The sequence below is a fragment of the Halopelagius fulvigenes genome, from assembly GCF_055398025.1.
Genome location: NZ_AP043846.1, coordinates 784,493 through 808,952, shown reverse-complemented (window position 1 = coordinate 808,952; position 24,460 = coordinate 784,493). Strand labels below are relative to the sequence as shown.

The 24,460-nt window shown below is 67.5% G+C and carries 28 protein-coding genes and 1 pseudogene; 16 read left to right on the top strand and 13 right to left on the bottom strand.

Features of this window, described 5'->3' with window-relative positions:
* Positions 1-44: 44 nt before the first annotated feature.
* Complete coding sequence (locus ACZ522_RS08675) at positions 45-287, top strand: PRC-barrel domain containing protein (protein WP_379692856.1); 243 nt, start codon at positions 45-47, stop codon at positions 285-287.
* An 18-nt stretch (positions 288-305) separates the two neighbouring features.
* Here the strand turns inward: ACZ522_RS08675 and ACZ522_RS08670 are convergent, their stop codons facing one another.
* Entirely contained in the window at positions 306-953 is a 648-nt protein-coding gene (locus ACZ522_RS08670; protein WP_379692858.1) for an ERCC4 domain-containing protein, read from the bottom strand.
* Between the two features lie 105 nt (positions 954-1,058).
* Between ACZ522_RS08670 and ACZ522_RS08665 the strand changes: the two genes are divergently transcribed.
* Both ACZ522_RS08665 and ACZ522_RS08660 read left to right on the top strand, forming a co-directional pair.
* The gene (locus tag ACZ522_RS08665) at positions 1,059-1,607 is read left to right on the top strand and encodes a hypothetical protein (RefSeq protein ID WP_379692860.1); all 549 of its coding nucleotides are present in this window, start codon (positions 1,059-1,061) and stop codon (positions 1,605-1,607) included.
* Positions 1,608-1,690: 83 nt separating this feature from the next.
* Positions 1,691-2,266 carry a cupin domain-containing protein gene (locus tag ACZ522_RS08660; RefSeq protein WP_379692862.1) on the top strand — a complete coding sequence of 192 codons (576 nt, stop codon included), beginning with the start codon at positions 1,691-1,693 and terminating at the stop codon, positions 2,264-2,266.
* A gap of 198 nt (positions 2,267-2,464) precedes the next feature.
* Here ACZ522_RS08660 and ACZ522_RS08655 read toward each other — a convergent pair whose 3' ends face one another.
* Positions 2,465-2,707, bottom strand: a complete 243-nt coding sequence (locus ACZ522_RS08655) for a DUF7127 family protein (RefSeq protein ID WP_379692864.1) — start codon at positions 2,705-2,707, stop codon at positions 2,465-2,467.
* A 95-nt stretch (positions 2,708-2,802) separates the two neighbouring features.
* Between ACZ522_RS08655 and ACZ522_RS08650 the strand changes: the two genes are divergently transcribed.
* Positions 2,803-3,201 (top strand): DUF2267 domain-containing protein, encoded by a 399-nt coding sequence (locus ACZ522_RS08650; protein ID WP_379692866.1) that lies wholly within the window; start codon positions 2,803-2,805, stop codon positions 3,199-3,201.
* 356 nt (positions 3,202-3,557) lie between these two features.
* Here ACZ522_RS08650 and ACZ522_RS08645 read toward each other — a convergent pair.
* Positions 3,558-4,460 (bottom strand): annotated as a pseudogene (locus tag ACZ522_RS08645) (baeRF10 domain-containing protein); the annotation flags it as partial.
* A gap of 177 nt (positions 4,461-4,637) precedes the next feature.
* Here ACZ522_RS08645 and ACZ522_RS08640 point away from each other — a divergent pair.
* On the top strand, positions 4,638-5,414 hold the full coding sequence (locus tag ACZ522_RS08640; RefSeq protein ID WP_379692868.1) for a YihY/virulence factor BrkB family protein: 777 nt from the start codon (positions 4,638-4,640) through the stop codon (positions 5,412-5,414).
* A gap of 220 nt (positions 5,415-5,634) precedes the next feature.
* Here ACZ522_RS08640 and ACZ522_RS08635 read toward each other — a convergent pair whose 3' ends face one another.
* Positions 5,635-6,123: a YciE/YciF ferroxidase family protein gene (locus tag ACZ522_RS08635; protein WP_379692870.1), complete on the bottom strand. Its 489-nt coding sequence runs from the start codon at positions 6,121-6,123 to the stop codon at positions 5,635-5,637.
* A gap of 194 nt (positions 6,124-6,317) precedes the next feature.
* Here ACZ522_RS08635 and ACZ522_RS08630 point away from each other — a divergent pair, with 194 nt between their 5' ends.
* The gene (locus ACZ522_RS08630) at positions 6,318-7,160 is read left to right on the top strand and encodes a hypothetical protein (protein WP_379692872.1); all 843 of its coding nucleotides are present in this window, start codon (positions 6,318-6,320) and stop codon (positions 7,158-7,160) included.
* A gap of 96 nt (positions 7,161-7,256) precedes the next feature.
* Here the strand turns inward: ACZ522_RS08630 and ACZ522_RS08625 are convergent, their stop codons facing one another.
* Positions 7,257-7,427 (bottom strand): hypothetical protein, encoded by a 171-nt coding sequence (locus ACZ522_RS08625; RefSeq protein ID WP_379692873.1) that lies wholly within the window; start codon positions 7,425-7,427, stop codon positions 7,257-7,259.
* Positions 7,428-7,557: 130 nt separating this feature from the next.
* On the opposite strand from ACZ522_RS08625, the gene ACZ522_RS08620 reads away from it, so the two are divergent.
* The 9 genes from ACZ522_RS08620 to arcD all read left to right on the top strand — a co-directional run bounded on the left by ACZ522_RS08620 (position 7,558) and on the right by arcD (position 16,641).
* On the top strand, positions 7,558-8,499 hold the full coding sequence (locus ACZ522_RS08620) for a pectinesterase family protein (RefSeq protein ID WP_379692875.1): 942 nt from the start codon (positions 7,558-7,560) through the stop codon (positions 8,497-8,499).
* A gap of 246 nt (positions 8,500-8,745) precedes the next feature.
* Positions 8,746-11,142: a hydrogen gas-evolving membrane-bound hydrogenase subunit E gene (gene mbhE / locus ACZ522_RS08615; RefSeq protein ID WP_379692877.1), complete on the top strand. Its 2,397-nt coding sequence runs from the start codon at positions 8,746-8,748 to the stop codon at positions 11,140-11,142.
* Complete coding sequence (locus ACZ522_RS08610; protein ID WP_379692879.1) at positions 11,139-11,603, top strand: MnhB domain-containing protein; 465 nt, start codon at positions 11,139-11,141, stop codon at positions 11,601-11,603. Before mbhE ends, ACZ522_RS08610 begins: the two co-directional genes overlap by 4 nt.
* 46 nt (positions 11,604-11,649) lie before the next feature.
* Entirely contained in the window at positions 11,650-11,994 is a 345-nt protein-coding gene (locus ACZ522_RS08605; RefSeq protein WP_379692881.1) for a sodium:proton antiporter, read from the top strand.
* Positions 11,991-13,598, top strand: a complete 1,608-nt coding sequence (locus ACZ522_RS08600; RefSeq protein WP_379692883.1) for a complex I subunit 5 family protein — start codon at positions 11,991-11,993, stop codon at positions 13,596-13,598. Before ACZ522_RS08605 ends, ACZ522_RS08600 begins: the two co-directional genes overlap by 4 nt.
* Positions 13,595-14,260 carry a Na+/H+ antiporter subunit E gene (locus ACZ522_RS08595; protein ID WP_379692885.1) on the top strand — a complete coding sequence of 222 codons (666 nt, stop codon included), beginning with the start codon at positions 13,595-13,597 and terminating at the stop codon, positions 14,258-14,260. The genes ACZ522_RS08600 and ACZ522_RS08595 overlap by 4 nt, the downstream gene beginning before the upstream one ends.
* The gene (locus tag ACZ522_RS08590) at positions 14,250-14,543 is read left to right on the top strand and encodes an MrpF/PhaF family protein (RefSeq protein ID WP_379692887.1); all 294 of its coding nucleotides are present in this window, start codon (positions 14,250-14,252) and stop codon (positions 14,541-14,543) included. The genes ACZ522_RS08595 and ACZ522_RS08590 overlap by 11 nt, the downstream gene beginning before the upstream one ends.
* A 75-nt stretch (positions 14,544-14,618) precedes the next feature.
* Positions 14,619-14,960, top strand: coding sequence for a monovalent cation/H(+) antiporter subunit G (mnhG, locus tag ACZ522_RS08585; RefSeq protein ID WP_379692889.1), 342 nt, complete (start codon positions 14,619-14,621; stop codon positions 14,958-14,960).
* Between the two features lie 226 nt (positions 14,961-15,186).
* On the top strand, positions 15,187-16,641 hold the full coding sequence (gene arcD, locus ACZ522_RS08580) for an arginine/ornithine antiporter ArcD (protein WP_379692891.1): 1,455 nt from the start codon (positions 15,187-15,189) through the stop codon (positions 16,639-16,641).
* A 285-nt stretch (positions 16,642-16,926) separates the two neighbouring features.
* Here the strand turns inward: arcD and ACZ522_RS08575 are convergent, their stop codons facing one another.
* The 6 genes from ACZ522_RS08575 to ACZ522_RS08550 form a co-directional block, all read right to left on the bottom strand.
* Positions 16,927-17,403 carry a hypothetical protein gene (locus tag ACZ522_RS08575; RefSeq protein ID WP_379692893.1) on the bottom strand — a complete coding sequence of 159 codons (477 nt, stop codon included), beginning with the start codon at positions 17,401-17,403 and terminating at the stop codon, positions 16,927-16,929.
* Positions 17,404-17,687: 284 nt separating this feature from the next.
* The gene (locus tag ACZ522_RS08570; RefSeq protein WP_379692895.1) at positions 17,688-18,464 is read right to left on the bottom strand and encodes an SDR family oxidoreductase; all 777 of its coding nucleotides are present in this window, start codon (positions 18,462-18,464) and stop codon (positions 17,688-17,690) included.
* A gap of 64 nt (positions 18,465-18,528) precedes the next feature.
* Positions 18,529-19,254 (bottom strand): fumarylacetoacetate hydrolase family protein, encoded by a 726-nt coding sequence (locus ACZ522_RS08565; protein ID WP_379692897.1) that lies wholly within the window; start codon positions 19,252-19,254, stop codon positions 18,529-18,531.
* A gap of 102 nt (positions 19,255-19,356) precedes the next feature.
* A complete protein-coding gene (locus ACZ522_RS08560) occupies positions 19,357-19,587 on the bottom strand; it encodes a hypothetical protein (protein WP_379692899.1) in 231 nt (76 codons plus the stop codon).
* A gap of 182 nt (positions 19,588-19,769) precedes the next feature.
* The gene (locus ACZ522_RS08555; RefSeq protein ID WP_379692901.1) at positions 19,770-20,741 is read right to left on the bottom strand and encodes an aldo/keto reductase; all 972 of its coding nucleotides are present in this window, start codon (positions 20,739-20,741) and stop codon (positions 19,770-19,772) included.
* A gap of 115 nt (positions 20,742-20,856) precedes the next feature.
* Positions 20,857-21,384 (bottom strand): SHOCT domain-containing protein, encoded by a 528-nt coding sequence (locus ACZ522_RS08550; RefSeq protein WP_379692903.1) that lies wholly within the window; start codon positions 21,382-21,384, stop codon positions 20,857-20,859.
* A 110-nt stretch (positions 21,385-21,494) separates the two neighbouring features.
* Here ACZ522_RS08550 and ACZ522_RS08545 point away from each other — a divergent pair, with 110 nt between their 5' ends.
* Entirely contained in the window at positions 21,495-22,232 is a 738-nt protein-coding gene (locus ACZ522_RS08545; RefSeq protein WP_379692905.1) for a GIY-YIG domain-containing protein, read from the top strand.
* A gap of 37 nt (positions 22,233-22,269) precedes the next feature.
* Here the strand turns inward: ACZ522_RS08545 and ACZ522_RS08540 are convergent, their stop codons facing one another.
* Positions 22,270-23,334, bottom strand: a complete 1,065-nt coding sequence (locus ACZ522_RS08540) for a deoxyhypusine synthase (RefSeq protein WP_379692907.1) — start codon at positions 23,332-23,334, stop codon at positions 22,270-22,272.
* A 69-nt stretch (positions 23,335-23,403) separates the two neighbouring features.
* The gene (locus ACZ522_RS08535) at positions 23,404-24,168 is read right to left on the bottom strand and encodes a Nif3-like dinuclear metal center hexameric protein (RefSeq protein WP_379694528.1); all 765 of its coding nucleotides are present in this window, start codon (positions 24,166-24,168) and stop codon (positions 23,404-23,406) included.
* Positions 24,169-24,460 lie beyond the last annotated feature (292 nt).

Sequence of the window (24,460 nt, the reverse complement as noted above, 5' to 3'; positions counted from 1 at the left end):
CCGGCACCGACGTTTTGGTGGTCGCGGGCGTACGCGAAACCGACATGACTGCCGAACTCTCGGACGACGACCGCGGGAAGACAGTCGTGAGCGGAACCGAGCGCATCGGCGTGGTGACGGACGTTCGGGGCGACCGAGCGTACGTAGAGCCCGAGTGGGACAACGTGGACGAGGGCCTCAAGCGGACGCTCGGCTGGGACGAAGACGACGACACCTACACCATCGAGGAGTCGGCGTTCACGACGGTGCAGAACACGGAGGTTCGCCTCCGCTCGGACCTGTTCTGATCCAACGGCCGAACGCCGTCACTCCGCGTCCCTGAACGCCGAGTGGATGGCCTCCGCCCGCTTGGGGCCGATGCCGTTGATGGCCATCAACTCCTCGGGCGACGCCGCGACGAGGTCCTCGACGGCCGGGTACGCCTCGTAGAGTCGTCCCGCCGTGTCGGTGCCCACGCCGTCGATACAGCCGTACATCCGCTTGGCGGTCGGCGCGTCGAGCGCCGTCACCGACCCGTTCGGAAGCGCCGGCGCGGACGGTTCCTCGACGTGCTTTCGGCCGAGTCGGACGGCCATGTCGACGAGTCGGTCCCGGTCGGAACAGGGGATGACGGGCGTCCCGAGTCGGGCCGTAATCGACGCCGCCGACCCCCGGACCGCCGGGGCGGGCACCCCCTCGTCGCCGTCCGCCGGCAGTTCGGCCTCCAAGAGGACGTACGAGTGTTCGTACGATTCGCTCAGCCTCCGAACTTGGTCGCGGAGGTCGGGGGCGCGCCGACCGATGAGCGTGCTCACGTAGTCCGAGAGCGTCTTCCGTTCGACGCCGACGTCGCCGATCACCACGTCGCCGGCGGCGAGGCGGCGGGACTCGACGGACGCGACGTCCGGGTGCGCGCGAACCGCCTCCGCCACGGCGGCGGGTTCCCTGTCGTCTACGACGACTGCGAGTGACATCCGTGCCACGGCGGTACGCCGGCGACGACCAAGAGTTCGCCGCCGGAAGCGAGCGGGGGACGTCCCGCCCGAGAGACTAACTGGCGCCGCCCCCGACTCTCGGTGATGGTCAACGCGTTCTGGCTCGACCGCGACCTGCAGACGGCGGTCGAATGGCTCGTCGACAAGCACGTGACGAGCAGCGTCTTCGAGTGTTCGATGGTGCTGACGACCGCGGCGCAGTTGAACGGGGCCGAGGGCGAGGACCTGTACTTCACGCACCCGAACCATCCGCTCACTCAGTGGGCCGCCGACTCGTACGACAACTGGCGTCGCCTGCGGGCGTACACCGAGGCGGCGCACGACGAGTGGCGGTACCGCTGGGACCACGCGCCGGAGAGGCGACACGGCTGTTGGGCCACCGTCGAAACGCTCGACCCCGAGGCGGTCCGCGAGTTGGAGTGGCCGACGGAGGCGGCGAGCGACCCCCCGCAGGTCACCGGCGAGTGGACCGCGCCGGACTACGTGGACGCCTACCGCTACTACTACGCGAACGAGAAGCGGCACCTGTTCCAGTGGTCGAAGGACCGAGAGGAACCGCCGTGGATAACCGAGTACACGGTCGACGCGGACGAGTCCGGCCGACCGGAGAGCGTCGGCGGCGGGCGGGACTGACCCGACGCGGCCGAATCCGTCGGACGCGGCGAACGAACGCATACGACGCTTCGGACCGAGAGTACCGGTCGGAGGACGACGACATGGTATCTACGGGCGACGTCATCGAGAACCCCGCGACCGGAGAGCGAATCGCGTTCCGAACGACGGCCGCCGACTCCGGCGGGCGAGCGGTCGAGTTCGACTACTTCCTCGACCCGGGCGGATTCGCGGTCGGGAAGTTCGACCACGTCCACCCCCGACAGGAGGAGCGAATCCACGTCCGGAGCGGCGAGCTCGGCGTTCGAATCGACGGCGACGAGTGGACGGCCACGCCCGGCACGCGGTTCGCCGTCCTGCCGGAGACGGCGCACACGGTGTGGAACGCCGGCGACGACGAGATGCACGCGGTAGTCGAACTCCGTCCGGGGTTGGATATCGAGTCGTTCTTCGAGACGATGTTCGGTCTCGCCCGGGATGGAAAGACCGACCGGCGAGGGATTCCGAGCCCGCTTCAGTCCGCGGTCCTCGCACGCGAGTTCCGCGACGAGATTCGACCGCCCGCCGTCCCCGGCCCCGCCGTGAACGCGCTCACGTCCGTCTTGGCTCCCGTCGGTCGGCGACGGGGGTACCGCGCCCGGTATCCGCGCTACGCCGACCGAGTGTCGGACGAACGCTGACGGCCGGCGCGTGCGACACGCTACGTCGAGTATCCTCGGCGGCGTCACCGCGACGCCGGTCGTCGAAGCGTGGTCGGGCGAGTCGCCGACGGTCGAACCGCCGGACACGCCCGGCTGAGTACGGGGGAAGTTCCGGTCGAGAAAGGCGACGTCCGCGAGTTCGAGGGTCGTTCCCGCGCCCTACCGACGCTCTCGGCGTCACTCCTTGATGAGGAGGATGCCGTCGTTGGTGGTTATCTCGGTCGCTTCCGGCGGCACGTCGAACTCGAACTGCCGGTCGCCCGCGACGACGATGGCCGTGTCACCGAGGATGTCCACCGTCGCCTCGACGCCGGCCCCGAAGTCGATGGCGACGACGTTCTCGCCCTCGTAGTCTCGGTGGGCGATGGTGATGTCCTCTTGCTCGCTCGCCGCGGAACGCAGCTGTCGGGGTGCCTCCATACACCCGAAGTTGGGTCCGTCCGTCCCTAAGTGCTGTGCCCGCCTCCCCCGCGTCGCCAGTAGACTGAAGCGCCGCGCGACCCACTTTCGGAGGTGTGAATCGGGACGAACTACTCGACGGAGTCGCGCGACGAGCCCAGTTAAAATCGCACGACGAAGCCGAGCGAGCGACGCTGGCGACGCTCCAGACGTTCGGCGAACACATCTCCGAGGGGGAGGCCGAGGACGTCGCCGAGAGACTCCCGGACGACTACGAGGAGACGGTCACCGACCGGAGCGACGCGACGCCGAAGCAGTTCTCCGCGGAGGGGTTCGTCCGGAGCGTCGCCCGACGCGAACGCGGCGACGTGGGCGGCGAAGAGGCGAGGACGCACGCCCGCGCGGTGTTCGCGACGCTCGCGGACGCCGGCCTCGAAGACGAACTGGAGGACGCGCGGTCGCAACTGCCGGACGAGTTCGACACGCTGTTCGAGACCGACGGCCTCGCCGACTGACGTCCCGCGGGTTCACCGGCGGGTCGGGGTTTCGCTCCGCGCTCTCTCTTCTCGGCGCCGAGGGACGGCGAGTCGGCAGTGACTGCGCCGGCCCGCGTCGGTCTGCGCCGGCCCGCGTCGGTCTGCGCCGGCCCGCGCCGGCCCCCGCGTGTCAGTCGGTGGGGAAGCGGAGAATCGCGGCCACGCCGAACGCCTCCTCGAAGCGCGCGCCGTCGTCGGAGTCCGGCGGGACGGCGACGAACGCGCCGCCCTCCTCGGTCACTCGTTCCTCGTACTCGCGCAGGTCCTCGACCGGGCGCGCCGGAGACTAAGAGCGTCTCCACGGCGTCGAACTCCAAGGCTCGCTCGACTTCCTCCTCGCCGTAGGCGACGTCGTCGTCGCCGTCGTCTCGGAGGCCGTCGCGGAAGCGTTCGAGGGCCTCGCGGACCGCCTCCCCCTCCGCGTCGTTCATCGCGTCTCGCCCCTTCTCGGTGAGTTGCGTCAGTCCCTGCTCGGTGGCGTACTCGACGGAGAACGACCCGCCGACGACCGCGTCGCGGAGTCTGTGGTCGAGGTGGTCGCCGTCAGCGAACTCCTCGACGGTGACCGTCGTCCCGCCGACCAGCAGTCCGTCCACCGCGAGCGCTCCGTCCTCGCGCGATCCGTCTTCGAGGAACGCTCGCTTCGCCTCGGCGGCGACGTCGTCGAAGAACTCCTCCTTCTGGCGCTCCCTGTCGCGTTCGAACCGGTCGGCCGACTGCCCGCCGGCCTTCGTCTTCCCCATCACGTCGCTGTCTATCGTCTCGACCACCTCGACTCGGTCGCCGTCGAACCGGCCCAGCGCCGCGCCGCCGCGTTCGACCACGAGGAGGCCGTACGTCGGGGAGTCGCCGGCGGCGGTCTCCAGCGCCTCCGCGTCGAACTCGTTCGACCACTCGTAGCGCGCCTCCCGAATCGGGGTCGGCAGGTCGTCGAAGACGTACTCGCTGACGTCCTCTCCGTCCCCGGTGACCCCGACGTAGAGGACGAGTCCGCCATCCGGCGTCTCGTCGTACTCGTGGAGGATCTGCTGGGCCCGTTCGAGCACTGTCCTCCGGGCCTTCGACGACTCGTCGGCGTGGATGTACTCGGCCTCGGCGTGGTCCTCCTCGACCCGTTCGAGCGTCTCGCCGAGCGACTTCTCGGGCGGGACCGCGACCGTGAGCAGGTCGTCCCCGCCGCCGGACGCGTTCGATACGGCCTCGATGCGCTCTCGGAGTTCGTAGTCTGACGTAGTCATCGGTAGGATACGGCGACCGCCGTCCCGTCCGCATCGCTCGGTGACGACGGTTTACCGGAATACGCCGCTCGGGCGCTTGTATCTCCCGGCCCCGTCGCATTCGGGACGACGCGTTCCGCCCCCCGGCGACGCGAGTCGGCCACAACCGGGTTCAACGGAGCGTCCGTGCAATCTCGTATGTCAACCGTCCGATCCGTCGTCGACCTCGCGAAGGACCGCAATCTCACCTACCTCGCGGCGGGCATCGCCTACTACGCGTTCGTGTCGATAATCCCGCTGATGCTGCTCGCCGTGGCGCTCGCGTCGTTCTTCGGGGGGCAGGCGCTGGCCGACCGAATCACCAGCATGCTCAGCCAGCAGATATCGTCCGCCGGGACGCAAATCGTGACGCAGACGCTGACCAGCACCGCCGGCCGAGGGGCCGCGTCCGTGGTCGGGTTCGTCGCGCTGCTCTGGAGCGCGCTGAAACTGTTCCGCGGCCTCGACCAAGCGTTCGACGAGGTGTACGCCGACGAAATCGACGTCTCGATAGTCGAGCAGATAATCGACGCGCTCGTCGTAATCGTCGGAATCGCGCTCGCCGTCGCACTCGTCGTCGCCGTCGGCATCGTGCTCTCGATACTGAACCTGCAGATTCCGTTCGCGAACGTGCTCGGAACGGTCGTGCTGATTATCGTGCTGACGCTCGCGTTCCTGCCGATATACTACGTGCTTCCGCCGGTCGACGTGTCGGTGAGAGAGGTGCTACCGGGAACAGTCATCGCCGCCATCGGCTGGGTGCTGCTCCAAATCGGCTTCCGAATCTACGCGGCCAACGCGGGACGCTACGCCGCCTACGGCGTCATCGGCGCGGTCCTGCTCTTCGTCACGTGGTTGTACTTCGCCAGCATCGTGATGCTCCTCGGCGCGGCGGTGAACGCCGTCCGCCGGAGGGCGCCGACGGAGACGCTATAGGCCGCCGCGGAACCGGTTTTCGACCCCGCGGCCGTGCGACGAGCCGACGGTCGGCGTCGGGCAAACGTCCGTGTGTCTGTTATCGTCGAGTGCAGTGTCTAACGAGCCTCTTCGACGGTGCGTGACGGACAATCCGGCCTCGGCGCTCGATCGTCACCGGCTCGAAGACCGATCTATAGGCGCTCCGCGCGGAATCAGAAAAAAGAGCGTCGGCGCGGAATCAGCCGGCGACTTCCTCTTGGTCGAACTGCTCGCTCGCCTCGGTGACCTCTTCGAGCGCGTCTTCCTCCTCGCGGAGCGTCTCGGCCAACGTGTCGGCGACGTCGTCGTGACCGGTCTTCTGAGCCAGCGACGTGAGGTTGCCGTAGGCGGCGATTTCGTAGTGTTCGGTCTTCTGTCCGACGCCCATGTTGTATCGGTCGAGCACGTCGCCGTCATTCTCCTGCGCGAACTGCTCGTGTTCGTCGATGAGCGAATCGACGACCTGCTCCTGTTTGGTCTGGGGCTCTTCGCCCAGCTGCTCGAACACCTGCTCCAGTCGGTTTACGTGTTCCTGCGTCTCGTCGCGGTGCTCCGAGAACGCCTGACTGGCGGCTTCGTCGTCCGTCTGGTCGGCGAGCGTCCCCAGCGCATCGAGGAGTTGTTGTTCCGCGTAGTACAGTTCCTGCAGGCCTTCGACGAAGAGCTCGTCCATCGAGTCGGTAGTCATGGTTCGTCTACTCTATTGGTGCATCCGCTCCATGAGCGACCGGGCTGTATGTGCAGGCCGGTCGAACCCTCGGTTCCGTCGGCCGACGCGAACTCTCGACGGTCGCTCGACCGACGACACCCGAGTTGTCTTTCGCGGCGTCTTTCAGACACTCCTGAGATGAACCTAAGTGATTTCGGACTGTCATACTACGTATGTCCAGTGATACCACGGGACAAGGGGTACGGATGGTCGGAGAAGGGGGAGAGGGGCAGTCGAAGCGGCGGGCGGTGTTGAAAACGGTCGCGGCCGGCGTCGGAGGTGCGGTACTGCCCGTCGGGACCGTGGCGGGATCGGGCGGGGGAGCGACGGAGACATCGCTACACACGCTGACGCTCTCGGCGAACGGCCCGGTCGAGTACACGCTCACCGTGGACGGGACGCTGGAACCCGACACGGAGGGCGGTGACTTCTCCGCGGACTCCGACGAGGACGTGTATCGACCGACCCGCGATGCATACTTCGGAGCCAGAGACGAGACGGGACCGATACCCGAGAACGCGGGGGGAACGACGTATCTCGGCGATCGGATGCTCATCACCGGGCGACTGTCGACGCTCGAGGTCGATCCCCGGGAGGGGTACGACGCGAACGTCTACCTCGACGAGTCGCTCACGAGCGTCTCCGAGATCATGGACGACGGAGAGGGGCCGGAACTCGACGGATACCACTCGCTGATGATCACGGCGAACGGGCCGACGCGGTACGAGGTGCTGACCATCGCCGATCGCGGCGAGATACAGACCGACAGCGGGGATTTCTCGGCCGACTCCGACGACGAGACGACGACCAACGACGACGGGACGGTCACCGCAACGGACGAGACGGGACCGATACCCGAGAACGCGGGGGGAACGACGTATCTCGGCGACCGGTACCTCCTCTCGGGGACCGTCGAGGAGTTCGACTTAGATTACGAGCCGATGCGTTACGACCTGAACGTCTATCTCGACGAACAGGACGTCGACCCCGACGTAGTCCGAAACAACGAGTTCTGAGCGGCGACGGGGAGCACCCGCCGCCGCTTCTCGCTCCGCACCGACGCGGTGAACGCGGCGGTCGGCCCGAAACCCGAGCGATCCGGCGTCGACGGGTCAGTTCGCGATGAACCGAGCCAGATAGACGATCGGAATCACCGGTATCGCCAGTCCGGTGACGAGGAGGAACGCGGCGATGACTAGTTTCTCTCCCCGACTCGAGTCGTCCCATATCGACCGCCACATGTCGTCGATACTCCGTGCGGTTCGTTGTACGAGTCCGGCCATGTCGGGTCGTCGCGCGCCAGACGGTTGTACTATCCGGCCAGCGACGGGCACTCTTCCGGTCCGGATTCGGACGGGGGACGCGGACAGGAGACAAAGAGTATGGATAGGTGGAGAACGTAGTGGCGGGCCGATGGACTCGGGCGACCTCGACGGGTACGACTACGTCGTCGATGCGGAGGGAAGCGGCGATTACGAGAGTATTCAGGCGGCGATCGACGGGGCGAAGTCGTTCCCCCGGGAACGTATCTCGATACTCGTGCGGGAGGGCGTGTACGACGAGAAAGTGACGGTCCACTCGTGGAACCCCGAAATCAGCCTGATCGGGGAGGGAGAGACGGAGACGATACTGACGCACGACGACCACTTCGAGAAGATAGGACGGGGGCGGAACAGCACGTTCTTCACGTACACGCTGAAGGTCTGCGGGAACGACTTCCGAGCGCGTAACCTCACGGTACGGAACACCGCCGGGGCGGACGAGGGACAGGCCGTCGCGCTTCACGCGGAGGCCGACCGAGCCGAGTTCGCGGACTGTCGGTTCGTCGGAAATCAGGACACGGTCTACGCCGGCGGCGAAGGCTCTCGACAGTACTTCCGCGACTGTCACGTCGAGGGGACGACCGACTTCGTGTTCGGGGGGGCCACGGCCGTCTTCGAGCGGTGCGACATCCACTCGAAAGCGGACTCGTACGTCACGGCCGCGTCCACGCCCCGAAACCAACCGTTCGGATTCGTCTTCGCGGACTGTTCCCTGACCGCGGACCCGGGGGTTTCCGACGTGTACTTGGGCCGCCCGTGGCGGGACCACGCGCACGTCGCGTTCGTCCGCACCGAGATGGGTTCGCACGTCCACCCGGCCGGGTGGCACAACTGGTCCCGCCCGGAGGCCGAAGAGACGGTCACGTACGTCGAGTACGATAACCGGGGGCCCGGAGCGAAAACGGACGAGCGAGCGGATTGGTCCGCGGAGTTGACGCCGACGGAGGCCGAGACGTACACCAAGGAGAACGTCCTCCTCGGCGGTGCTCCGCGGCAATCGGCGGAGCGGTGGTATCGAGCCGCCGCGCGGTGACGTTCGGGCGTCACCGCGCGGTAACGTCCGGCCATCGAACCCGACGTGAACCCTCCCCGACGAGTAGAGGAGAGACGGCGCTTCCGCGTAATTCGCGTTTGCTCGGGGCTCTCTCGGCAGAGCGGAGTTTAGGAGGGATTCTACTGTCCGGAGAACGGTCATCAGGTACTTTGGAGACGACATCCAATGGCGGGCAGAGGCCGACTACGGTGGCAACTGAGCACCGGCCGACACCGACGAACACTGATGGCACCAAACCTAACAGTCGTTACGACTATCGTCGCGCTTCCCTTCGTCGCCGCACTCCTCTCACCGCTTATCTATCGCGTCCTCGGCGAACGGACCGGCTACGCGGCGGCCCTCGTCGCGGCGGCGAGTTTCGGGCTTCTAGTGACGCAAGTCGGCGGTCACGGCACCGTTAGGGCGTCGTGGGTCCCCGCCCTCGACGTGGGGTTCCAGTTCACCGTCGACGGGTGGGGACTCCTCTTCGCGCTCTTGGCCAGCGGTATCGGCGTCCTCGTGTTCGTGTACTCGGCGCGGTACATGCACGGCGAGGACGGCCTGGCACGCTACTACACGGCGCTTCTGGCGTTCATGGGCTCGATACTCGGCGTCGCGCTCGCGTCCGACCTCGTGCTCATCTTCCTGTTCTGGGAGCTGACCAGCCTCTGTTCGTTCGTGCTCATCGGCCACCACACCGACGACGCCGAGTCGCGCTACTCGGCGCGGATGGCCATGGTCGTGACCGTCGGCGGCGGCCTGTGCCTGCTCGCCGGCCTCCTCGTACTCTCGGTGGCGGCGCGGGACGCCCTCGGCCGCGTGACGTTCGACCTGGCGGCGATGATAGCGAACGACGAGGCGATGCGCGCCGCCCTCCGCGAGTCGGGGCTGTTCGTGCCGGCACTCGTCCTCGTCGTCGTCGCCGCGGCCGCCAAGTCCGCGCAGGTGCCGCTCCACTTCTGGCTGCCGAACGCGATGGTCGCTCCGACGCCCGTCTCCGCCTTCCTCCACTCCGCCACGATGGTGAAGGTGGGCGTCTACTTCATCGGCCGCGTGCGCCCCCTGTTTTTGAGTCCCGAGTGGGTGCTCCTCGTCGCGACGCTGGGACTCCTGACGATGGTCGTCGGGGCGCTCTTGGCGGTGGCCTCGACCGACATCAAGCAGTTGCTCGCCTACTCGACGGCGAGCCACCTTGGGCTGATGGTCGCGGGCTTCGGCTTCGACGTCGTCTACGGCGGCGAGGCGGGCACGTTCCACCTGCTCAACCACGCGCTGTTTAAAGCGCCGCTGTTCCTCGTCGCGGGAATCGTCGCCCACGAGGCCGGCACCCGCACGCTCGACGACCTCGGGGGGCTCTGGCGGGACCTCCCGATAACGGCCGCCGTCAGCGGGGTCGCCGCGTTGAGCATGGCCGGCATCCCCCCGTTCAACGGCTTCTACTCGAAGGAACTGCTGTTCGAGGCGGCCTACGAGGTCGCCCACGAGGCCGGCGGACTCGCCTGGCTGTACCCCGTCGTGGCGACTGTCGCCAGCGTGTTCACCGTCGTCTACTCGCTGAAGTTCCTCGCGATGTTCTTCGGCGAGCGCCGAGCGCCGGTCGCGGACGTCCACCGGCCGCCGGTCGCGCTGGTCGCACCCCCCGCCCTGCTGGCCGCCGCGGCGGTCGTCGTCAGCGTCGCGCCGCAACTGGCGGTCGACACCATCGTCCAGAGCGCCGTCGAAGCCACCACCGTCGGCGAGGCGCACCTCGAAGTTGGACTGCCGACTCACCTCTCGCCCCCGGTCGCGATGTCCGCCGTCGCTATCGTGGGCGGAGTCGCCGCGTACCCATTCACGGGGCGTCTCGCGGCGGTCATCGAACGCGGCGTCGATGCTCCGGTTCCCGTGCGACCCAGCGGGTGGTACGACTGGCTCGTCTCGACGGCGGCGGCGACCAGCGCCCGGTTCGGCCCGTTCGTCCACAACGGCCTCCTGCGGACGTACGTGACGTGGATCGCGGCGGCCGGGAGCCTGCTCGCGCTGGTCGGCTTCGCGGCGACCGGGGGAGTTCCCGGCGTCGAGAGGGTCGGCGTACCGCTCTCGGTCGCCGCCGTGTTGGCGATAGCCGTCCTCGCGGGCGTGGCGGTGACCGTCGCCTCGTCCCACGTCGTCGGCGTCCTCACGCTGTCGATTCTCGGATTCATGCTCGCCATCTTCTTCATCCTCGCGAGCGCGCCGGACCTCGCGCTCACGCAACTGGTCGTCGAGACGCTCGTCCTCCTGATCTTCCTGCTCGTCCTCCAGCGGTTGCCGTCCTTCTACTCGGACGTCCGACCGCTCGTACTCGCCCGCGACGCGGGCGTGTCGGTTCTGGTGGGCGCGATGGCGTTCGCGTCCGTCCTCCTGACGGCGCCCGGTCCCGACGCCGACCCGACGAGCGTCGCCGCCTACTACGCGGAGCAGGCGGTCCCGGCCGGCGGCGGCACGAACGTCGTCAACGTCATCCTCGTGGACTTCCGGGCGTTCGACACGCTCGGCGAGTTGCTGGTCGTCACGGTCGCCGCACTCGCCATCCTCGTGCTCGTGACGATGCGGACCCGAGGCGAGGAGACCGTCGGCGACAGCGAGGAGGGACCGATCCCCGACGGAGGTGACTCGCGGTGACGACGACGATAATGCGGACGACGGCCCGGATGACCGTCCCCATCGTGCTCGTCCTCTCGATCTGGCTATTCCTCCAGGGTCACAACCTGCCCGGCGGCGGGTTCATCGGCGGCGTCCTCACCACGACGGCGTTCGTGCTGATCTACGTCGCCTACGACCTCGACTACTTGGAGTCGGGAGTGCTCGACAGGGAGGTCGACCCCGGAACCAGCATCTTCGAGCACCGCACGGTCACCGCCTACCGCCGCACGTTGCTCTCGGGGCTGGCGGTCGTCCTCGGCAGCGGCGTCGCCGGAATGCTCGTCGGCGACCCGTTCTTGACCCAGACGTACGTCCACCTCGAGCACATTCCGATCTACCACGAGGTCGAACTCGCCAGCGCGCTCGTGTTCGATCTGGGCGTGTACCTCGTCGTCGTCGGTAGCCTCCTGACGATTACCTCGGTGGTGAGTGCCGAATGACACGCAACACAGAGATACTGTCTTTCCGATGTGGAGTTGATACCCGATGAGCGTCGTCCTCGCAGGTACGGTCGGCGGGTTGTTCGCCGTCGGAACCTTCCTGCTGTTGCGGCGGGACCTGGTGCGTGTCGTCTTGGGGGTCGCAGCCATCTCTCAGGCCACGTTCGTCTACCTCATCGCGATGGGCGGCGTCGACGAGGGGACCCACGACCTGGTGCCCGTCCTCGCGACCCACGGCGGCGGAGTCCCCGAAATCGCCGACCCCGTGGTGCAGGCGCTCGTTCTGACCGCCATCGTCATCAGTTTCGGGACGACCGCGCTGGCGCTCGTCCTGTCGTACCGCGCCTACGAGGAGAACGGAACCATGGACGTCACGGAGTGGATGGGATGAGTTCGCTCGTCATCGCGCCGCTGTTAGCCGCGCTCGGTACCGCCGTGCTCACGCTCGCGCTCGGCCAGCGGCCGCAGATTCAGCGCGCGACGAGCGTGGCCGGCGCCGCCGCGTACGTCGCGGCCGTCGCCACCGCCGTCTGGGTGTTCGTCCTCGCGCCGGCGGCGCCCGGCGCGGCGGCCTACCACGTCGGCGGCTGGCCCGCCCCCTTCGGAATCACGCTCGTCCTCGACGGGCTGTCGGCGTTCATGCTGACTATCGCGGCGGGCGTCGGATTCGCGTCGATCCTGTTCTCGGTCCGGTACGTGAGTCACGAGAACCAGCGCGTGTACTATCACCCGCTGTTCCACGTGCTCATGGTGGGCGTGACCGGCTCGTTCCTCACCGGCGACCTGTTCAACCTGTTCGTCTGGTTCGAGGTGATGCTGATCGTCAGTTACGTGTTCGTCGCTTTCTACGGAACCGACTACGCCACCGCGGCGTCGTTCCGCTATCTGGTGATGAACGTCCTCGGAAGCGCACTCATGCTCGTGGCCATCGGCGGCCTGTACGCCACGATAGGCACGCTCAACATGGCCGACATGGCCCGGCGGTTGGCCGACCCCGCCGCGTACGGCGTCGACCCCGCGCCTGCAGTCGGCCTGTCGGCCCTGCTGCTCGCGGTGTTCGCGCTGAAGGCCGGCCTCGTCCCCTTCCAGTTCTGGGTGCCAGCCGCCTACACCGCCGCCCCGCCGCCCATCACCGCGATGTTCGCCGGCGTCACGAAGAAGGTCGGAATGTACGCGGTCGTCCGCCTCTACTTCACGGTCTTCGCCGCCGACTCCGTCTCCGTCGAGTTGGCCGGCATCGCCGGCGTGTCGCCGCTCGCCTTCCTCGCGCCGGTGCTGGCAGTCATGGGGATGGCGAGCATCGTCGTCGGCGGGTTCGGCGCCGTCGGTCAGGACCGACTGGAGGGCGTGTTCGCGTACTCGAGCATCGGCCAAGTCGGTTTCATCGCGATCCCCATCGCCATCGCCGCGGCGGCCGACCCCGGGGGGACGCTCCGCGGCGTCGCCATCGCGGCTGCGCTGGTGTTCGCGCTCCATCACGCGCTCGCGAAGGGGCTTCTCTTCCTCTCGGCGGCCGCCGTCGAGGATGCGACCGGGACGGACAACCTGCTGGACCTCGGCGGCGTCGCCGGCCGCTCGCCGGTGCTCGCGGGGGCCGTCTTCGTCGGCCTCCTCTCGCTGATCGGCCTCCCGCCGCTGACGGGATTCTTCGGGAAGCTCGTCGCGTTCGACGCGGCGGTTCGGGGACTCGCGTCCGGTTCCGGCGCGCTGTCGGCACTCGCGTTGGCCGCGTTGCTCCTCGGCGCCGTGCTCACGATCCTGTACACGACGCGGGTGTGGGTCGGCGGCTTCTGGGGGTCCGAGACGCCGGCGGTCGAACTCGCGACCGTCGAGTCCGGTCAGGTCGCGATCCTCGTCGCGCTCGCGGCGGCCGTCGTCCTCGTCGGCGTGGGGTTCGACCCGGTCTACCGGTTCGCCGAGACGGCGGCGAACGCCGCCGTCGACACCGATGCCTACGTCGACGTCGTGGGCCTCGGCGGAGGTGGTGGCGCGTGACCCGCAGTTGGCCGGTCATCGGCGTCCTGTTCGGCGTCATCTGGGTGTTCATCCAGGGGCCACCGCTCGCGTTCGAACCGCTCCTCGGGGCGCTTTTGGTCGGCCTCGCGGTCGGGTTCCCCCTGTCCTACATCTTCCGGCGCCTGTACGCGGACACCGTCGACCTCGGTCGGTCGCTTCGCGGAGTCCCGTACGCGCTACTCTACGCGCTCGCGTTCGTCAGGGAGGCGGTCGTCTCCAGCCTCGACGTCACGTACCGCGTGCTCGCGCCCTCTGGACCGATCGACCCCGAGGTGATACTCATCCCGTTGCGGGTACAGACGGACCTCGGGGTGACCACTATCGCCAACAGCATCACGATGACGCCCGGTTCGCTCACGCTCGACTACGATCCGGAGGAGAACGCGCTGTACGTCCACGTCATCGACGGGAGAGCGCCCGAGGAGATCGTCGCTCCGATCCGCGACTGGGAGGACTACGCGCTCGTCATCTTCGACGAGGAACTGTCGGCGGGCGACCCCGCGCCGGACTTCGCCGTCTACCCGCCCGACCGGACGCATCCCGTCCTCGAACAGGCCGCCCCGGAACCCGAGAGCGAGGCCGAGGCGGAGGCGGATCCGGCGACTGAGGAGGCGGCGGGAGGTGACGGCGATGGCCGCTGAGGGGACGATAGTGCCGGTCGTAGACGCCGCGATCGTCCTCGTGGTGCTTCTGAACCTGCTGTGCGGCTACCGCGCAGTCCGGGGCCCGACGGTCCCCGACCGCGTGGTCGCGCTGGACGCCATCGCGACGAACGTCGTCGCCATCGCCGTCCTGTTCGCCATCAAGACCGACCGGGGCCTCTTCGTGACCGTCAGCCTCGTCCTCGCGATTATCGCGTTCCTCTCGACGGTCGCGGTCGCGAAGTTCGTCACCGAAGGCGACATCATCGTTACGCGGGAGTGACCACAGCATGTACCACCAACACCGAACGCGACGGACCGTTCCGACGAGTCAGCGGGTCGCCGGAGGTGACCGCTGATGGTCGAAGTGGAAGCGGTACGGACGTGGGTCGTCGTCGGCCTGGTCGTCGTCGGGTCGTTCTTCCTCACGGTCGGGACCATCGGCCTGCTGAGGCTCCCGAACGTGTACAACCGGATGCACGCGACGAGCAAGCCGGCGACCATCGGTACGGTCTCCATCTTCCTCGCCGGGTTCGCGTACTTCGGTCCCGGGGGTGCCGGCCTCTCGTCGCTCATCGGTATCGTCTTCCTCTTTCTGACGGTGCCGACCGGCGCGCACATGATATCGCGGGCGGCGGAACAGATCGGCGTCCCGTTCCTCGGGTCCGTGACGTGGCCCGGCAAGTCCGACGACGACTAGGAGCGCAGTACGGTCGTTCCTCCTCCTCGAAACTGTGTGGATACTGAGTGCGTTCGCTGCGCCTGCAGGCTCACCGAGTGCGACGCTCGCGACTCTCACCCGAGGAGACCCCGTCGGCACACTCTTCGCTCCCTCGCGCTACCGTGCGGGGAGGTAACAACTCTGATGCTCTATGCGAATAAAATCCATCTCCTTAATACCCTTCAGTTATTATCGCCCGGTACACGTGCCATCTCTGAACCTCGAACCACTGACGTACGAGGACATCCCGTCGGAGCGGCGTCCGAGCCTCCTGCAGGCGCTTATCCCCGTTCTCGGGGTCGTCCTGTTCCTCGGCGTCGGCTCCGGGTATCTGAAACTGGCCCCGCACGGGCCGCTCCTCTGGAGTATCGTGCTGACCGGCGCGGTGGGCAAGTACTGGCTCGGCTACTCGTGGGAGGACCTCTACGAGGGTCTCGCGGACAGCCTCCTGATGGGCTTGCAGGCCATCCTCATCCTGTTCGTCATCTACGCGCTCATCTCGACGTGGATCAGCGCCGGGACGATTCCCGGGCTCATGTACTACGGGCTCGCGGTGTTGACGCCGGACGTCTTCCTGCCGGCGACGGCGCTGCTCGCGATGGCGGTCGCCTTCTCCATCGGTTCGTCCTGGACCACGGCCGGCACCCTCGGCGTGGCCTTCATCGGCATCGGCTCGGGCCTCGGCGTGCCCGCCCCGATGACCGCGGGTGCCATCCTCTCGGGCGCCTACGCGGGTGACAAGCAGTCGCCCCTCTCGGACACGACGAACCTCGCGGCCGCGGTGACCAACACCGACCTCTACGACCACATCCGCGCGATGCGCAACGGGACCATCCTGGCTTTCGGCCTCTCGGTCGTACTCTACGCGATTCTGGGCCTGCGTGCGGGCGACACGATTCCCGCCGGCCGCGTCGGCGAGATCCAGAGCGCTCTCGTCGGGACGTACGACCTCTCCGTGCTGGTCTTCGTGCCGCTCGTCGTCACCTTCGGGCTGGCGCTCTACGGCGTCCCCGCGCTCCCGACGCTGGTCGCCGGCGTCTTCGCCGGCACCTTCACGACGGTCCTCGTCCAGGGCCGCTCGTTCACCGCCTCCTGGGGGGTCTTCCTCGACGGGTCGGCCCCCGAGACGGGGATGACGCTCGTGAACGACCTGCTGGCCAGCGGCGGCCTCTCCGGGTCGGCCTGGACCATCTCGGTCGTCGTCGCGGCCCTCTCGCTCGGCGGACTCCTCGAGCGAACCGGCGTCCTCGCCGTGCTCGCCCACTCGCTCGCGTCGGCCGTCCGCGGCCCGCGCAGCCTGGTCGTCGGGACCGGCGCCTCGGCCGTCCTCGTCAACGCGTTCTCCGCCCAGCAGTACATGAGCATCGTCGTCCCGGGGCTCACCCTCCGGAACCTCTACGACGAGTACGGGCTGGCGGGTGACGACCTCTCGCGGGCTATCGAGTCCGCGGGCACCCCGACGGGTGCGCTCTTCCCGTGGCACGCCGGCGCAGTCTACATGTCCACCGTCTTCGGCGTGGGAACGCTCGCGTACGCCCCGTACTACTTCTTCGGGTTCCTCTCGCCGCTCGTCCTGTTCGCGACGGCGCTCCTCAGTGGACGGTACGACGGGACGACCGACGCCGACCCCGCCGAGTCGCCGACGGTGGCCGACGACTGACGAGTCGGATTCGACCTCGGAGTTCCGGTTCGGCTCCGATTGCGCCGCTACAGAAGTCAGCCCTATTCGGTGGATATCCTTCTCTGTGCACCGTAACCTCACGTACTTGGCATCGGGGAGTGCCTGCTACCGTCGTCGGTGAATGCCGCGCGCCGGAAGACGGTGGCGGACGTGCGAACCAGTAGCCTCCTCTGCCGGGCCTGAAACGCAACCGGGACGAAAAATAGTCCGACACCGACCGACGAGATCGCCGAACCGGAGTCGGACCGCGCTCTAACCGCGCGGTTAGCTACTCGACGAACTGTCGGACGAGCTACTTCCTCCGTCCATCTTCTCGCCAGCCTCTTCGGTCTTCTCGGCGGCCTTCTCGCCAGCCTCTTCGGTTTTCTCAGCGGCCTGTTCGCTGGTCTGTTCGGTCTTCTCGGCGACTTTCTCGCCCATCTTCTGGACCTGTTCGCCGGTCTTCTGCGATCCCTTCTCGACGCGCTCGGCCGCTGTCTCGCCGCTCTGTTTGATGGTCTCAGCGGTCTGCTTGGACATCTTCTCGGTCCGGTCGGAGGTCTTACCCACCGCGCTCTTGAGCTTCTTTACCGATTTCTTCGACCTTGTCATCCAGTAGCCGACCGCGAGAGCGCCGCCGATGAGCAGTATCCTCGGAATGGTCACGAAACCGTTCGACTCGTCCGCCGGTCTGATTTCGACTATCTTGTCGTCTGATTCTTTGATGACGTCTACCACTGCTTGCTGAATCTCCTCGTCCATGCTGGTCCTCGAAGAGCCGGAGGAACTTCTGAGCGTTGGGCGTTTCATGAGTACTCGTAGACTGTAGGGACGCGCCACCGAAAACTATTATCGCCGTGACAGATCCGTCGCGTACCTTCAGGTGTGAGATAAGGTAGACGAAAGAGAACAGACGCACGAATCGAAGGCCTCGGCACTCATAGGGCTCGTCACCGTCGGGTGCCACCCCGCTCGGAGCGGTGCCGTCGTCATCGGCCACGAGACGTTACTCCCTCGGGCGGCAAGTCGGTTGCCGTTCACGCCCGTCAGGTGTGGCTCAGGCCGCCGTCGACCACCAACGACTCGCCGTTGACGTAGGAACTGAGGTCGCTCGCCAGAAACAGCGCGGCGTTGGCTATCTCCTGCGGTTCGCCGTACCGGCCGGAGGGGATGCGCTGTTTGAGCATCTCCGAGGCGATGCGTCCGCGGACGCCGCGTCCGAGCGACGAGTCGGCGAGCATCTGCGTCTTACTGAAACCGGGGTGAATCGCGTTGACGCGGATGTCGCCGCCGAAGCGATCCGCCAGCGCGTACGTCATCAGCCGAACCGCGCCCTTCGACGCGCAGTAGGCCACCAAGTCGCCGGTGCCGACGATGCCGCCGGCGCTGGACATGTTGACGATGGTGCCGCCGCCGTCTTCGAGCATCCGCTTCGCCGCGGCCTGCGCGCCGAAGAACGTCCCCTTGACGTTGACCGCCATCAGTCGCTCGAACGCCGCCTCCGTGACGTCAAGGAAGTCCTCGTCGCCGGCGATGCCGGCGTTGTTCACCATGACGTCGATTCCGCCCAACTCCTCGGTCGCCTCCACGGCTACCTCCGTGTCCGCGGGGTTCCGCACGTCGCACTCAACGTAGTACGCCTCGCGGTCCGTCTCCGACCGGACGAGTTCGGCCGTCGGGACGCCGCCCTCCCGCGGCGACTCGGTGACGTCCGCGACGACGACGTCCGCGCCGTTCCTCGCGAACGTGCGACTGATGGCCCTGCCGAATCCGCTCGAACCGCCGGTAACGACCGCCGTCTTTCCGTCGAGGAGAAGTGACATGGCCGTTACTGTCTCTCAGTCCACAAATGCGTACGGGCGGTCGAAGCGGCGAGACGCCGGTGTCTTACGACTCCTCAACGATGGTGTTCCGAAGCGTCCCGACGCCCTCGTACCGGATTTCGACCTCCTCACCCGGTTCGACGAGTCCGGGATTTGCCGGACTGCCGAACGAGACGACGTCGCCGGGGCGGAAGGTGTACCGTTCGGAGAGGAACGAGACGACTTCCTTCGGGGAGAACAGCATCTGCGCCGTCGTCGCCTCCTGCCTGCGTTCGCCGCCGACGTGCGTCGTCATCTCGATGTCCGAGGGGTCGACGTCCGTCTCTATCCACGGGCCGAGGGGCGCGGACGCGTCGAACGCCTTCCGCGCGGTTCGTCCTGGTTGGTCGAGGGCGTCCAAGTCGTTCAGGATGGTGTAGCCCCGAACCACGTCGTCCACCTCGTCCTCGCCGATATCGTGACACCTGCGGTCGATGACCGCCGCCAACTCCCCGGCGTACGTTAGTTCCTCGGTCCACGAGGGGTACTCGACGGGCGCGCCCGGGTCGTGGACCGACGCGGGCGGCTTGATGAACCAGTCGGGCGCGTCCGGAACGTCGTAGTCCATCTGGTCCAACGTCGCCGCGAAGTTCCGACCGACGCAGTAACACGCCGACGGTTCGCAGGGCGCGAGAAGCGTCGCGTCCCCGTCGTCGCCGATACCGTAGGTGTCCCCGTCCGCCGTGACCGTCCCGTCGTCGTACTCGCCGGTTCGGATGCCGTCCGGCGTCTGGACGCGTGCGAGTCGCATACGCTCACACCGGACCGCGGACAACTTACTATTTCGGTCGCGGCGACTGTCAGGGTCGGACGACGGGTCACTGTGAGAAGGGAGCGACTTCGAGGAGACCGGTCACTCGGGGTTCGGCATCGCCTCGTTGGCGTCGTCGGCCAAGTTCCGCAGGCGGCGCGTGTCCGTCGCCGAAAACGACCGCTGACAGCGATCCACCCACGAGTCGGTGTCGTCTGCGGCGTCCGCACTCGGTTCCGCGGCCGTCGCGTCTCGCTTCTCGGACGGGTCGGGGGTCGGTCGGGGGTCGGTTCTCGACTGCGGTTCTGTCGGGTTACGGGTGTGTGTGCTCACGTGCGTGGGGGTTCGCCGGGGTCGGTCGTACGCCTGTGCGGGGCCAAAAACGAGTCAACGGCGTACGGGTACGACCGACATCACGTTTCGACGGAGACGCGCGACTATAATGAACGTTACTGATAGAACAAAAACGGCGGCGCGACGGGCCTCGGGGTTCGGCCGCCCGGGCCGCGGCGGTCTCAGTCGTGTCCGGCGACGGGGACGGGTTCGTACGGCTCTTCGAGGTACTCGATATCCGACTCCGAGAGGTCGATGTCGAGGGCCTCGACGGCGTCTTCGAGGTGTTCGACGCTGGAGGTGCCGACGATGGGCGTCGTCACCCACTCCTTGTGGAACTGCCACGCGAGCGCGATTTGGGCCATCTTCACGCCCCTCTCCTCCGCGAGTTCCTGCACGCGTTCGTTCACGTCGGGGCCGCCGCCGCGGGTGTACCCGCGTTCGAGCGACGATTCGTGTTCGCCGCGCGTCGTCGCGTCGAACTCATCGTGCGGGCGCGCGAGGAACCCCGCCGCCAGCGGACTCCACGGCATCACGGCGATGTCCTCCTTCTCGCAGAGGGGGAGCATCTCGCGTTCCTCCTCGCGGTACGCGAGGTTGTAGAGGTTCTGCATCGAGACGAACCGGTCGAGTCCGAGGCTGTCGGACGTGTGCAGGGCGTCGGCGAACTGGTGCGCCCACATCGACGACGCGCCGACGTGCCGGACCTTGCCGCGGCGGACAGCGTCGTCTAAGGCCCGGAGCGTCGTCTCGATGGGCGTGTCGTAGTCCCAGCGGTGGATCTGATAGAGGTCCACGGTGTCCATCCCCAACCGTTCGAGGGAGTTGTCGAGTTCCTGCTCGATGGTCTTCCGCGAGAGGCCCCCCGAGTTGGGGTCGTCCTCGTCCATCTGGCCGTACACCTTCGTGGCGACGACGAACTCGTCGCGGTCGTACTCTCCGAGCACCTCGCCGAGAATCTCCTCCGATTCGCCGTACGAGTAGACGTTCGCGGTGTCGAAGAAGTTGATTCCGAGCTCGATGGCGCGTTCGATGAGTTCGCGGCTCTCCTCCCTGTCGAGCGTCCACTCGTCCCAGTTCGTCCCGAAACTCATGCAGCCGAGACAGATTTCGCTCACCGTCGTGCCCGTCCGTCCGAACGTGGTGTACTCCATGGCGGGGCCAACGGACGGCCGGCGCAAAAAGATACGTCAGGGCCACCCTCCCGCCGGTTGGCCCCGACGCCGACGCCTCGTTTCCGACTCCGACGCTCGTCCTCGATCGCGGCGCTCAGCGTCGCTCGTCGCGGAGCAGTTCGCGCCGCTCGCGTTCGGCCCGCACGTCGTCCACCGAGTCGTTCGCGACGAGTCTGTCCACCCGCCGTTCGAACTCCCGTTCGTCTATCTCGCCGGCGACGTACCGCCGTTTCAGGTCCTCCAGCGCGTCCTGCGCCCTCTCCTCGGGCGACGGCTCCGGTTCGGACACCGCCTCGGAGAGGCCGAGCGTTCGGAGCGGCGGGTACGTCCGCTCCGCGAACTCGGCGAGGCGTTGGACGCGCCCGCCGCGCGGGACGGACGCGCGTCGGGCGAGAGCGTACACGAAGCCGACGCTTCCGAAGACTGCGCCGAGGAGCGCGAGGCCCGCGAGCGGAACCCACGGAAACGCGAGTTCGAGGGCCGCGCCGACGACCGACGCGCCGGTCACGAACGCCGAGCCGACGACCAACGCGCCGTATCCGAGGACGACGGCCAGAAGCGTCGCCGACAGGAGGAGGACGACGACGGAGATGCCGAGGAGGCGGTCGCGGAGGAGACTCATCGTTACCCGACGGTACGACGCCGCGAGTTGCTATATCTGTCGGAAATCGAAGGGCGAAAATCCGTCATCTCGAACGAACCGTTAAATAGGGGGACGAGACACCGAAGCGTGTGACCGAGACGACCCGAACCGCCGACCTCGACCACCTCTACGACCTGTTCGACGACCTCGCCGCGCGCGTCGGCGGTCCGCGGCGGTTGGCCGACTGTCACGGCCGCATGGACTGGCCCGACCGCGGCGTCTACTTCTTCTTCGCGCCGGGCGAGACGCGGGCGTCGTCGGGACAACTCCGGCTGACGCGCGTCGGAACCCACGCCGTGAGCGAGGGGAGCAAGACGACGCTGTGGGACCGCCTGAAACAGCATTACGGGACGGGGAGCGGGAGTTCGGCGCACCCCCACGGCGGTAATCACCGCGGGTCGGTGTACCGACTACGCGTCGGCGAAGCGCTCGTCGAACGCCACGGACTCGCGGACAACTACCCCGACTGGGGCGCGTCTCGAATCCCCGACGGCCGACCGCGGGGCGAGGTGCGCGACGAGGAGTACCCGCTCGAGCGGTGGGTGAGCGTCTATCTTCGGAATCAGCCGTTTCTCTGGGTCGAAGTCCCAGACGCCCCCTCCGCCGAGAGCGACCGGGCGAGAATCGAGCGGAACGTCATCGCGCTCGCGAGCAACTACGACGGTCCCGTCATCGACGGCCGTTCAGCGGACTGGCTCGGGAGACATAGCCCGAGCGCGGAGATACGTGCGTCGGGGCTGTGGAACGTCGACCACGTCGGGGAGGAGTACGACCCGAAGGCGTTGGAGACGCTCGCGGCGTACGTCGCCGAGACGGATCCGTTCTGAACTTCGGCGTCTGCTGCTTCCGACCTCCGTTGACCGCTCAGAACTCCAGTTCTTCGGCGCGTTCGCGCGCCCCGGCGGCGACCAACGGGAGCGTGACCGTCGCGTCGCCGACGACGGTGACGTTCTTCGCGGACTTCTCCAGTTTCCCCCACGACCGGGCCTCGTCTAACGTCGCGCCGGAGAGGCCGCCGGTGTGGTCGGGGTCCATCGTCAGTTGGACGGCGTAGTCGTAGGCGTCGGGGATGGTCAGCATCGTCTGGAGGACGTAATTTTTGGGGACGCCCCCGCCGACGACCATCGCGCCCGCCTTCTCCGCCTCGAACGCGAGATCAGAGAGGTGCGTCATGTCCTTCAGTGCGTCCAGCGCGAACTCCGAGGTCTGCGAGTATATCCACGCCTGAATCCCGAGCACGGAGTCCTGAATCGCCGGGCAGTAGATGGGCACGTCGTTCTCGTAGGCCGCGGCGGCGACGCCGGCGTCCTCCTCGATGCCCTCCTCCCTGTTCCGTTCGAGGTTCGCCCGCCCGAGTTCGGCGGTGAACTCCTGTATGGAGACGGTCCGTTCGACGTTCGGGAAGACGTTCTCGCGGAGGTGGCCCTCGAACAGCGCGAAGTACTCCTGCGGCAGGTAGACGTTGTAGATGCGGTCTACCTCCTCGTCGCGGAGGTGTTCGTCGTGGTCGCGCGTCGTCTCGCCCGTCGGTTCGGCGTCCTCGTTCGAGGGGTGGGGGTCGTGCGGTTCCGCCCGGCCGTGGTGGTGCTTGCCGCCGACGGCCTCGATGGCGTCGTGGGTGAGGTTCGCGCCCGTCGTCACGAGGGCGTCGATGTGGCCGTCGCGGATGAGGTCCACCACTATCTGGCGCATCCCCGTCGGCACCATCGCGCCCGCGAGGCCGAAGAAGTTCGTCACGTCGTCGCGGGCCAGCATCTCGGCGTACGTGTCGACGGCTCGGTTGACGTTCGCCGCCCCGATGCCCGCCTTACCGTACTCCGCGGCGAGTTCGCCGACGGTCATCCCCGCCTCGACGCGGGCGTGACCGATGGGGTTCTCCGCGAACTCCTCGCGGTTCGGTGGCTGGTACTCGTGGTCGTCGTCGCTCATGCGTACGCTTGCGCGGCGGCCGGATTTGAACGCGACGATGCCGGTCCGAGCGAAACGGGACTTCCCCTCTCAGAGTCCGGTCGGGTGGTCGATGTACGTCGTCTCCAGTCCCCACTCGTCGGCGAGGGCGGCGAGGCTCCGGACGCCGAACGTCTCCGTCGCGTAGTGCCCCGCGAGGAAGACGTTGATTCCGGCCTCCTTGGCCTCATGGTACACCTTCTGTTTCCCCTCGCCCGTCACGAACGCGTCCGCGCCCGCTTCGACGGCCTCGTCCAGCCAATCGACGCCCGACCCGGTGACTATCGCCACGTCGGTCACCTCTTCGGGGCCGAAGTCGAACACCCGCGTCGGGTTCCCGTCGTCGTCGAGAGCGTCGAGTCGTTCGCGGAGTCCCTCGACCGTGTACGAGTTCGAGGCGCGGCCCGCCTGCCCGATTTCGACCGGCCCGAGCGACCCGAACGGCTCTCTGGCTTCGAGTCCGATGTGGTCCGCGACGCCCGCGGCGTTCCCGCGCGTCTGGTGGCCGTCGAGGGGGAGGTGCGAGACGTAGAGGGCGAGGTCGTTCTCGACGAGCGGTTCGATCCGATCGTACGCGCGGCCGATCACCCGGTCGAGGCCGCCCCAGACGAGGCCGTGGTGCGTCACGAGGAGATCCGCGTCCGCCTCGACGGCCGCCTCGATGGTCGCCTCGGCGGCGTCCACGGCGAAGGCGACGCGTTCGACCGACCCCTCCGCGGGGCCGACCTGCAGTCCGTTAGCGCTGGCGTCCACGTCGGCGAACTCGTCGGTGTTCAGTTCCTCGTCGTAGCGGGAGACGACGTCCGAGAGGTCCATACCGCTCCGGTCGGCCTCCCGACGCTTGTATCCACCCGGTTCGACCCGGTGGACCGCCTCGCCGACGGCCACGACGCCTTTGTACGTCGCCGGGCTACTACCGATCCCGTTCGCTCAGAACGGGACGGAACGAGTTCCGCGGCCTCGGCCGCGGGTGTCCACAATGGGTAAGTTCAGCAAAGCATTCCTCATCTGGCGACGACTGCCGCGACGGTACAAGCGTCGCATCACTAGCAAGGCACGACGCCTCGTCCGACGCGTCACCGGAAGGTGACGCGCGAGGGCCCACGCT